The organism is Dickeya sp. MK7 (genome assembly GCF_000406305.1).
GTDB classification, from domain to species: domain Bacteria; phylum Pseudomonadota; class Gammaproteobacteria; order Enterobacterales; family Enterobacteriaceae; genus Dickeya; species Dickeya fangzhongdai.
In genome coordinates this window covers 402,112-412,140 of the sequence record NZ_CM001984.1, presented here as the reverse complement: position 1 = coordinate 412,140, position 10,029 = coordinate 402,112, and the positions used below count along the sequence as shown (strand labels likewise).

The 10,029-nt window shown below is 62.0% G+C and carries 8 protein-coding genes; all 8 read right to left on the bottom strand.

Features of this window, described 5'->3' with window-relative positions:
- Positions 1–551: 551 nt before the first annotated feature.
- Positions 552–845: a type I-E CRISPR-associated endoribonuclease Cas2e gene (gene cas2e / locus DXXMK7_RS01965; protein WP_038917614.1), complete on the bottom strand. Its 294-nt coding sequence runs from the start codon at positions 843–845 to the stop codon at positions 552–554.
- Positions 842–1,765, bottom strand: coding sequence for a type I-E CRISPR-associated endonuclease Cas1e (gene cas1e / locus DXXMK7_RS01960; protein WP_038917612.1), 924 nt, complete (start codon positions 1,763–1,765; stop codon positions 842–844). Before cas1e ends, cas2e begins: the two co-directional genes overlap by 4 nt.
- A 12-nt stretch (positions 1,766–1,777) precedes the next feature.
- Positions 1,778–2,425 carry a type I-E CRISPR-associated protein Cas6/Cse3/CasE gene (cas6e, locus tag DXXMK7_RS01955; RefSeq protein WP_038917611.1) on the bottom strand — a complete coding sequence of 216 codons (648 nt, stop codon included), beginning with the start codon at positions 2,423–2,425 and terminating at the stop codon, positions 1,778–1,780.
- The gene (gene cas5e, locus DXXMK7_RS01950) at positions 2,425–3,159 is read right to left on the bottom strand and encodes a type I-E CRISPR-associated protein Cas5/CasD (RefSeq protein ID WP_038917610.1); all 735 of its coding nucleotides are present in this window, start codon (positions 3,157–3,159) and stop codon (positions 2,425–2,427) included. The genes cas6e and cas5e overlap by 1 nt, the downstream gene beginning before the upstream one ends.
- Positions 3,160–3,166: 7 nt before the next feature.
- Positions 3,167–4,228 (bottom strand): type I-E CRISPR-associated protein Cas7/Cse4/CasC, encoded by a 1,062-nt coding sequence (cas7e, locus tag DXXMK7_RS01945; protein WP_038917609.1) that lies wholly within the window; start codon positions 4,226–4,228, stop codon positions 3,167–3,169.
- Positions 4,225–4,890, bottom strand: a complete 666-nt coding sequence (casB, locus tag DXXMK7_RS01940) for a type I-E CRISPR-associated protein Cse2/CasB (protein ID WP_038917608.1) — start codon at positions 4,888–4,890, stop codon at positions 4,225–4,227. The genes cas7e and casB overlap by 4 nt, the downstream gene beginning before the upstream one ends.
- Complete coding sequence (gene casA, locus DXXMK7_RS01935) at positions 4,883–6,418, bottom strand: type I-E CRISPR-associated protein Cse1/CasA (protein ID WP_038917607.1); 1,536 nt, start codon at positions 6,416–6,418, stop codon at positions 4,883–4,885. Before casA ends, casB begins: the two co-directional genes overlap by 8 nt.
- A gap of 621 nt (positions 6,419–7,039) precedes the next feature.
- Positions 7,040–9,784 carry a CRISPR-associated helicase/endonuclease Cas3 gene (locus tag DXXMK7_RS01930; RefSeq protein WP_050569983.1) on the bottom strand — a complete coding sequence of 915 codons (2,745 nt, stop codon included), beginning with the start codon at positions 9,782–9,784 and terminating at the stop codon, positions 7,040–7,042.
- Between the last annotated feature and the right edge of the window lie 245 nt (positions 9,785–10,029).

The following is a 10,029-nucleotide window of genomic DNA, read 5'->3' as shown; positions in this document are numbered from 1 at the left end:
TTCTCGATGTCGGTTTATCCCCGCTGGCGCGGGGGAACACGTGCCGTCCCAGTTGTTGATCGCTATTTTCGCCGGTTTATCCCCGCTGGCGCGGGGAACACCGGACTCATTGGCATGGCTACGGGCGGCCTTGCGGTTTATCCCGCTGGCGCGGGGGAACACTCCAGCGTATTTTTCCAGCCACCCAGGTGGTCCGGTTTATCCCCGCTGGCGCGGGGAACACTCCAGCGTATTTTTCCAGCCACCCAGGTGGTCCGGTTTATCCCCGCTGGCGCGGGGAACACGGCGCTTTCAACCTGCGAATAGACCATTTCAACGGTTTATCCCCGCTGGCGCGGGGAACACATTTTCATCTCGCGCTACAAGAGGGGTTTTTATCGGTTTATCCCCGCTGGCGCGGGGAACACTCCTCAGGGCAAGAAAGGATTCAAATAATCCCGGTTTATCCCCGCTGGCGCGGGGAACACTCTAAAAATATATACCTGTTTTATAAGGCATTTTAAAGGCAGGAAAATTCCACCGATTTTTTCCGGTTGTTAAAGAACGCTAACCTATTGATTTTCAACAGGGTGAAATGAGACTAACCGCAGTCCGTCGAGGTCCACCGGCATCCGGCGGTTTTCACCGAAGGTTTGAAACTCAAAACCGGATTCGGTATTGGTGGCCCAGGCCATCACCACGTTGCCCTGCTCCGCCAGTTCCACCACCTGCTGCCAGATCATTTCCCGCACCCGACGCGAGGTGTCGCCCACATATACGCCGGCGCGCACCTCCAGCAGCCAGATCGCCAGCCGACCACGCAGGCGCGGCGGCACATTCTCGGTGACCACCACCAGCATACTCATCCGCCATGCCCCCGGTGACCGGCGTCGCCAAACGGCGTCGGCTCGGGAATGGCCGGCGGTTGCGCGTCCGGCGGCGCCTGTGGCGGCGCGATCTCGCCGGCGGCCAGCACGTCTTCAATCAACGGAATCAGTTTGGCCAACGTCTGCTGGCTGCGGAAAATATCGCGGCACGCCACCCGCACGTCGCGATCCGGTTCCAGCGGATTACGGGCGGCAATCTCGAACGCTTTAGGCACCACGCCCTCGAACTTGATGATGTCGGCGATATCGTAGACAAACGATAACGGCTTGCCGCTGTGGACAAAACCGATGGCAGGCGCGTAGCCTGCCGCCAGTACCGCCGCCTCGGTAATACCGTACAGGCAGGCGGTGGCGGCGCTGATGCACTGGTTGACCTTGTCGCCGCGTTCCCAATCTTTCGGGTCGTAGCGGCGGCCCTGCCATTTCACGCCGAACTGCTTCGCCAGCAGGCTGTAGGTCTGCCGTACCCGCGCGCCTTCAATGCCGCGCAGTTGCTCTACCGAGCGTCGGCTCGGCGCCGGTTCGCCAAAGCGCAGCTCAAACATGCGCCGCACCACCTTCAGCCGCAATTCTTCATCCAGCGCCAGCTTCGCCTGATACAGCAACCGGTCAGAACGCGCCCCGCCCGGCTGCCCGGCGGCGTACAGCCGCACCCCGGCCTCGCCCACCCACACCAGCAACGTGCCGACGGTAGCCGCCAGCTTTGCCGCCGCGTGGGAAACGCGGGTACCCGGCTCCAGCATAATGCAGGCCACCGAGCCGACCGGGATATGGGTGCGCACACCGTTTTTGTCGATCAGCACAAAAGCGCCGTCGATAACGTCAATCTGCCCGTATTGCAGGAAGATCATCGAGGTACGGTCTTTTAGCGGCAGCGGGTTAAGCGGAACAAACGACATTCACCCTCCCGTTCAGGCGCGTCGCAACAGCAGCAGCCCACACCCCAGCGACCGGCTTTTGCCCAGCCCCTGACTGACCGCCTGGGCAAAACGCCCGGCGTCGGTGATACGCAACAGGCCGTCGAAATCCACCGAACTGAAGCTGACCGGCGCGGTCTGCTGCGGTTTATACAGCCGATGACGCTGATAACCGTCAACGCGACAGGCGTTCACCTCAAACCCGCAGCGCTCGCCCTGACGCGCCAGCCAGTCAGCGGCGGCCTGTTGCTGGCGCGGCCAGATCTTCGCCTTGTCCGCCCCTTGCGCTTTGGCGTGGTATTTGGCGTCCATCAGCACATCACTCCGCTGACGCTGGCGCGTCACCACCGGATTGGCGCGCAGGGAAAACGCCAGTTGCATCCCGACGCTCAGCTGTGGCTGCCAGGGTTTGGTTTCCACCACAAACAGGTTGTGATCCTGCCGGGGCGCGCAGGCCGAGAGCAGGTAATAGCGGCTAAGCGTCGCATGGTCGTCCTGCCGAAACAGAAAACCGCGTTGCGCTTCCTGCGGGAACAGTTGCCACAACCACTGATGGCTGGCGTAGACCGGCGAGGTCTGCCACTTGTCCGCCATCACCGATGACAGCGCCGCCGGTTGCAGCGTCACCCGGGAAAAGAACATCACTGACCTCCTTTCAGCACGCCGCGATACTGTACCCGCGTGGTAAATTGCCAGCGCCGACGGCTGGCGGGCTGATCGCCGCGCAACACCTGCATCACCCCGTCCGCCGCCACATCCTCACCCGCTTCCCAGTAGCAGGTGCCGTCCGGCTGGTTGATGAACTGCAGATCGGGGTCGTTTAGCAACGGCGCCCCGTCAACCTGTTGCCATACCTCAGGGAGCGAGCCGCTGAACAGGTGCGGCGCCAGCGGCAACGCCAGCGGGCAGCTTTTGCGGCCGAGATACAGCGGGAACACCGGCGTGCGCAGCGCGTCGGCCAGGTGCGCGAGCGTGACCGGCGCGCCGTCGGTGGCGCTCACCGCCACGTGGTAGTAGGCGTCGCAGCGGTATTCGCGGGCGGTCAGCAGCGTTTCCAGCCCTTGCGCCGGGTCTGAACACAGCTCATCGCGACGGGTGTGGCGCACCCGCTTGCGTTCTTCACGCGGCATTTGCACGGTATGGTAGTCACGCAGCCAGCCCTCCCGGCGGGAAAGCGGCCTGACCGCGAAGCGGTAGTGGGTGTTGAATTGCGTCAGCCGTTCTTCGTCATCGCGCCGGATGCCGAGCGCCGCCGCCAGCAGCCCCAGCAGCGCGGAACGGCTGGGCACCGGCGAGGTATGGCGCACCTCGCCCACCGCCGGTTCCCCCCAGGACGCCAGCGGCGCGTAAAGCTGAAACACCAGATACTCAGTCATGCCGCCCTCACTGGCTGATGAAATCCAACAGTTGCGGCAGGCTGCCGGCTCCGGCTTCCACATCCAGCACATAGTCGGTCATGCCGTCGGCGCCGTAGGCGCGATTGAACTTCTCCTGCTGGTTTTTCAGCGCGCTAATCGCCGTTTCCAGCGGTTCGGCGCTGCGCACCGGTTTGAAAAACGCCACCGACAGCGCGCGCGGCTGCGCCGAGCCACGTTCCGCCAGCACGTAAGAGGCATACGCGCGGGAGGCGAAACTGTTCTGCTTGCCGGTGGGCGACACGGTGAGCGCGGTTTCCCCCAGCGCCCGCAGCGTGCGCTGCACCAGCGCCTCGTCACCGCCGAGGTTTTCCCGCAGCCGGTCGCGGTCGATGCAGATATATTGATAGAACAGCGCCGAGGCAAAGCCTTGCTCGCCCATATGGCCGGAGCCGCTGTTGTCCTCGCCGGTGTTGAGGTCATCCACCGCGGTGAAGAAATCGTCTTCTACCGTCACCGCGCTGACGCCCAGCGCGTGCGCCACCTGACAGGCGGCCTCCACGTTAAATTCCGGGCTGGACGCCAGCATACGGCCGAACAGCGCGATATCGACGCTCGCCACCGCTTTGCGCAGCAGCTTCAGCTTTTCTCTGTTGGGCTCGCGGGGTTCGGCAATAAGCGTCGCCACCAGTTGATCCACCCGCGCCCGCTCCGGCACGCTGACGTGCGCCAGCTGTTCAATGTCGAACTTCTCCAGCGGGTCGGGGCTGTTTTTTTCTTCTTTTTTCAGCTTGCCGAATTGGGCAGCAATCTCCTTCGCGGCGTCTTCTGCGGTTTTGATCGGCACTCCGCCGTTGATCAGTTGCTGATACACCTCGCGGCCTAAACGCCGGGTACGGATGCCGATGTGTTCCCCCAGCGCGGTTTCAAACACCTCGGAGGTGCGCCAGGCGCGTTTGAGACTTTGTGACGACACCCGCAGCCGCTCTACCCCGCCGACGATGGCGGTTTTCGGGCGGCCGGTGTCGTCCCGGTTCAGGTTGGCTGGTGCGTAAGCGGTCAAAAAATGCAGTTGAATAAAGGTGGTCATGCCGGTTCCTTGTTGTCGGTCGGGTGATTTCCGGTCGGTTCGTTGGCGGTATGGGCTGATGGCGTATCGTCCGGCGCGGGATCCAGCGACGTCTGGTTGTATTCGCAGGCCCAGCGCACCGCGTTGCGTTTTAACGGATTGGGTTGTGCCGGCAGGTTGTGCTGTCGGTCGTACCATTCGTCCATCCACAGCAGGATGCCGTCGGCCAGCGACGGCAGATTCACCCCGTCGCTGCCGCGAATCGTGACGGCGCGGATCAGCAGGCGACACAGCTCCTCCGGCGTCTGCGCCCGCAGCAGGCGTTCAAAACGCAGTTCGGACAGGTAGCGCCGGTCGCTGCCGGCAGTGACCTTTTCCCCCAGTTGCGCGGCGAAACTTTTCTTGCCGTTATGCTCGTCCGCATGAACCGCCACCGCCGCGAATATCGCCACCGCCAGCAGGCGATGTTCCTTATCGCCGATTTGCGACGCCAGTATCCGCGCAATCCGTTGAAATCCCGGACAGGTCAGCGCGCCATAAGGGGCGGCGGCGCGCCGCAACGCCGCCCGATCCGCCCGCCCGTTGTAGTTGTCGTTATGCCGGTTCTGTAATGCGTAAAACCAGGCACTGATTTTCGCCGCCGCCGGCGCGTCTATCACCAGCAGCGTTGCGGTATTACCCATTCACCGCCTCCTCCTGAGGTTGCATTTGTTTAAACTGCTTCATCGATTTCTGACCGTAAAACAGCTTCACCATGTCGCTGCGTGCTTTCACCGCCTGCGTCAGGTCGCCCAGTTGGTCCGGGTTGCCGAACGTCAACCGGTCGAAGGTGCCGAGCAGGTATAAGTAGAGCTGGTTCTGCCAGGCTTTCAGCGCGCTGATGGCGCACTTGCCGCTGGCGATGGAGCGGTAAAGCTGGCGGAAAAACTGTTCGGTTTCCTGCCAGAACGACACGTCGATAATACTGAAATCGCCGCCCACCTCTTTCGGCCGACGGAACCAGGCCGCCTTCACCGACTGGCGCAGCAGTTGCTGAGCCTCGTGGGCCATCTGCAAGCCCAGCGGCAGGTAGTCGTGCACCGCCGGGGGGATCTCTTTCCACACCGGCACATGGTGTTCGTACCAGCAGCGCGCCTTCATGTTGTCCATGTCGTAGCCGAAGCACCACAGCCCGACCTTGTGCAGCAACGGCGCCCGTTGCTGGTTGAGGCTCACCACGCGGGCGGGCAATGTCTGGCTGAGCGCATCCTGCGTGCCGATCACCAGCCCCAGCCAGTCGCGGTACGACAACCCGCCCGGCTGGCCTTTCACCGACAGCAACATGCCGTCTTTGTTCGACAGGCGATACGGCGTCAGCGGGTGCTGCCAGTGTTCGTACTGTACGCCGTAGTTTTTGGTGCGGTAGTGCGTCAGCAGTTGCTCCGACTTATCGCCGCACAGGTCGCAATGCCCGGCCTCGGTGTGGCCGAAATCCAGTTCAATGCGGCGCGGCATGCCCCAGAACGCCTGCAACCGGTGCGCGTTTTCCGGCGTCACCTTGTCTTTATCGCCTTCGCTGGTGCGGGTGGCCGCCAGCCAGGGGAACACCGCCGCCACGCAGTCGCCGCGCTCGCCGGGCGTGACGTTGGCCCACAGTTTGCGCCACAGCGGCACCGGGTTTTGCGCGTCGTAAGGCATCAGCAGGGTGGTGATCGGCCCGCCGCCGCGCACGCCGACCCGGTGCCCCACCCCGCCCGACGGCGCGTTGGTTTGCAGCGTGTACAGCGCCAGCGCGGCGCAGTGCGGGCAGATGGCGTTCACCGTGCCGCGCTTGACGAAGTGGTCTTTATTGAGCTTGAGGGTATTGCCGCCCGGCGCATCGATCAGCAAACCGGAAATCGGGCTGTCATCGGCATCCAGTGGGGAAAAGTCCTGCATAAACGCGGGCTTGTCGGCACCGAAATTGAGCGCCGGCGCCAGCGTGTCGAGCGCGCGCACCCAGCCGTCGCCCAGCCCGTCGCGCCAGATGTCCTCCCAGTCTTCCTCATCCGAGGGAGCGTACGCGGTTTGCAACAGGCCGATCAGCAGTTGCCAGGCCGCGCCCTGAAAATCGGGTCGTGGACACGCCAGATCGATAATCCGGTCGTCGGCCAATTGCCGTGGAGAAATGTGGGTGCGGTGTCCGTCCGCGCCCACTACGGGTAACCAGGGTGTGTCAATCAGTGAAAACATGAACCTACCTCTTCAGTAAGGCCTCATCCGTGAGGTCGTCATGATTCCTGTTATTGTTTTCTGCCCCAGCGCGGCCAGAGTTCGCGCCAGTGGCACCGATGTTTCCCGGTGGACAAAACTGCTAACGCAGTAAAAAGACTGTGGAAAAACAGTCGTATTACCTTAAGGCTGTGGACAAACAGCTCCATGGTCGTATTACAGACAAATTTATGTTGGAACAGTGAAACGTTTCGTGCGTGATAACCGGATTGCTCCTTCGCAACCCCGCCGCACGCCCAACAAGGAGAGGCTCAAACGCCGCCTCTCCTTGACCTCTGGCTGGTGGCTAAACTGTGGCGCTACGCGCTACCTTCGGCGTTCGACTTCGCTGTCCGGGCCGCCAGTGACGCGGTTACTCGCCCCATCCCTGGGGCTCGCCCTTCGGGCCAGCGTAAACGCTGTTCAAAAACGCTCCTGGCGTTTTTGTCCGGCGCGACAATGGCTTTCGCCGCGTCCATGCGGCTCACCCGGCGAAGTCGCCCACCTCAGCACAGTTTTGATACGCCACAAAAGGCTATGGCGCGCAACCAGAAGGGTTCTCAACAATCTGATTACCTGGCTATCAAATTCATCATGCACTGACTACCGTGCAACTAGTCCCATATCTGCATGGTAGTAATCTGCCGCTTCACCCGGCGCCAGCAACAGCACTTCGGCGCCGGGGCGGTGCAGTTGTTGCCGGAAGCGGTCCAGCGCGTCGCCCTGTAAGGTCGGCCACTGTTTTTCGTGCTGTTGCCACCAACGCTGGCGCACCGACAGGCGGCTTTTCTCCCAGCCAAATTCCCCCTCACCGGCATAGGGCTGCGGTAAAGCGTCGTCGCTGTCCGCCCGCCATGCCAGATAGACATCCTGCGATGTCTCGCCTGAGCGGGTGAACAGTTCGGCGTCATCGCGCCAGCCGCGCTGACCGGCGGCGGCGCAATACCCCAGCTCAAACGCCAGCGACGACTGCGACGCGACGGTACGATCGCCCAGGCTTTTCCCTTCAGCCTGATAGCCGCGCTCCTCCAGCGCCGCCGGTGCCGGAATGCGCTGCTCGTAGACGCTGTCTATCAGCAAACGCGCCTCGTCCGGCATGTGTAGTGCGCCGCGTTCTCGCAATATCGCCTGTGTGCGCCACAGCACCGCATGATGCTGATACACCGCGCCGGTACCGCTCAGCTCCACTCCCAGCCAGTCAGGACCGGCCTCGGGCTGCCATTGCGGCGCCAGAACCCACAGCACCGGCGGGGCGCGGTCATCCTGCTGCGGCGCAGCGTCGTCCAGCTGTTTACAACGACCATCTGCCCGGCGGATATGACGTTGCAGGCGCCCGGCGCGCTGGATCAGCAAATCCACCGGCGCCAGGTCGCTTATCATCACATCCACATCAATATCCAGCGACTGCTCCACCACCTGGGTGGCGATCAGCACCTTGCCGCGCCGCTGTGCGCCTGTGCTGTGCTTGCCGAAGCGCTCAACCGCGGTGTCTTCAATCACCATGCGGTCGCAAAACGCAAACCGGCTGTGGAACAGCAGCACATCGTCCGCTGTTATCTCGCTGCACTGGCGCAACTGCCGCCAGGCGTCAATCGCCTCATCCACCGTGTTGCGAATCCAGCAGACGCACTGCCCGGCGGCCACCGCCTGACGAATCAACGCGATGGCTTCCGACCGGCGAGACAGCCAGTCAACCGTCACCGTGCGCCGGACCTCGGCGCGGGTTTCCACCGGCCACTCCCGCAGCGCCTGCGCGCTCACCTGGGTAAACCACGGGTATCCGGCCTGCTCCGCCAGACGGCCGGGCGGTTGCTGCATCCCCCGGCCAAACGCCTGCACCAGCCGTTCCCGCTGTGATGCCGCCAGCGTGGCGGTAAGAATAATCGCGCTGCCGCCCTGACTGGCGTGGAAGGTCAGCAGGCTTTCCAGCAGACGGCCGGTATAAGCGTCGTAGGCGTGCACCTCATCCAGCAGCAGAATTTTGCCGCCCAGCCCTAACAGCCGCAGCGACTGGTGGCGAAACGCCATCACCGCCATCAGCGCCTGATCGAGTGTGCCGACGCCGACGTCCGCCAGCAGCGCTTTCTTGCGCGAGTCGGCAAACCACTGATTGCAGGCGGCGCTGGCGCTGTCTTCATTATCCGGCCCGTACCGCATCTGCCCCGCCTGCGCTGGCCCCCATAGCGACAGGCGGAAATCCGTCACCATGTCGCGCGCGCCGTGCGCCAGCATCAGCGATGGCGCCACTCGTTCGTCAAACAAGGCGCGATACGCCTTCGCCAACCGCCGGTACATGGCGTTGGCGGTCGCCATCGTCGGCAGGCCGACATACAAACCGTCGCCTCGACCGGCGCTCATCAGCCGGTGCGCCAGCACCAGCGCGGCTTCGGTTTTGCCCGCCCCGGTGACATCCTCCAGCACAAACAGCTGCGGGCCGGGCGCATCAATCTCGACCGTCATCGCCTGCTGCTGCAACGGCGTCGGCCGGGTGATAAAGGGAAAGAGGTTGCGCATTCCCGTAAACGGCGCAGCCACAGCGGCGGCCGGCAGGCGAGACACCGACCGCTCGGCCTGCGGCAACGCGCATTGCCGCCAGTATTGCGCCAGCGTCAGCGTCGGCTCCGCCCGATAGGGGAAATCGTCCTGCGATGAGCCAAGCCAGTCCGCCAGTACCACGCTGCCTGCCAGCGGCCAGCTTTTCTGTTGCAACAACACCCGCCAGTTTTTGTCGCTAAAACTATCGGGAAATGCCGTTAGTTCAGGAAACACGGCGTGCAGATCGGCCAGATAAGCCTGTGCGGCCAGAATATCGTCAGGGTGGAAAGCCAGCGCGCCGTTGCCCTCTTCCCGCGGCGGCTGTCCATGATGGCCGCATACCAGCCGCAGCCATACATCCATCGCGTAATGCAGTTTTTCCGGTCGGGATGTGGCGGGCAGCCAGTCCGTTTGCTCCCGCCAGTTGTCATGCAGCTTAAAACGCCACAACCACAACCCCAGCGAGTCATGGCGCATTGAATAAGCCTGCCCCGCCCCACGCACCAGCGGCGCGGCAGGGTTCTGGTAGAGCTGTTGAAAACCACGGGCGAACTTGCCGATATCGTGCCAGGCCAGAAACCAGGCCAGCCATAACGCGGCGCACTCTTCATCCAGTCCCAACGCCTGCAAATGGTCACGGACATGAAAACGGTTATTTTTCACCAGCCAATAGCCACAGGCCGCCACATCCAGACAGTGATAAGGCAATAAATGATAAGGCGCGCCGTTTTCGTTATTGGAAAACGTTCGGGCTTTTCCCCAGTAACGAAAATAGGACTCAGACAACAGTTCCGAATGGACTGCCTCGGGCATCGGCTTACCTCACCACTAAAAACACGTGACTATTTATTAAGTATGGAAAACAAATAGGCGGTGACAAGATAATTTTTATAAATAAAAAAGCGACTTATCACATATGTGACATTCATTAGCCGATGAATAACATTTGAGAATAAATATAACGTCATCCCAATAATAATTATTGGAAATTATTTCTCATTCCGGTGAGATAATTATTTTCTATGACCGCAGTTCCGGCTTTTTTATTGTCATAAATT

Bases quoted from the DNA above. Each gene is read 5' to 3' on its own strand.
- cas2e (WP_038917614.1), bottom strand. From the start codon at position 845: ATGAGTATGCTGGTGGTGGTCACCGAGAATGTGCCGCCGCGCCTGCGT.
- cas1e (WP_038917612.1), bottom strand. From the start codon at position 1,765: ATGTCGTTTGTTCCGCTTAACCCGCTGCCGCTAAAAGACCGTACCTCG.
- cas6e (WP_038917611.1), bottom strand. From the start codon at position 2,425: ATGTTCTTTTCCCGGGTGACGCTGCAACCGGCGGCGCTGTCATCGGTG.
- cas5e (WP_038917610.1), bottom strand. From the start codon at position 3,159: ATGACTGAGTATCTGGTGTTTCAGCTTTACGCGCCGCTGGCGTCCTGG.
- cas7e (WP_038917609.1), bottom strand. From the start codon at position 4,228: ATGACCACCTTTATTCAACTGCATTTTTTGACCGCTTACGCACCAGCC.
- casB (WP_038917608.1), bottom strand. From the start codon at position 4,890: ATGGGTAATACCGCAACGCTGCTGGTGATAGACGCGCCGGCGGCGGCG.
- casA (WP_038917607.1), bottom strand. From the start codon at position 6,418: ATGTTTTCACTGATTGACACACCCTGGTTACCCGTAGTGGGCGCGGAC.
- DXXMK7_RS01930 (WP_050569983.1), bottom strand. From the start codon at position 9,784: ATGCCCGAGGCAGTCCATTCGGAACTGTTGTCTGAGTCCTATTTTCGT.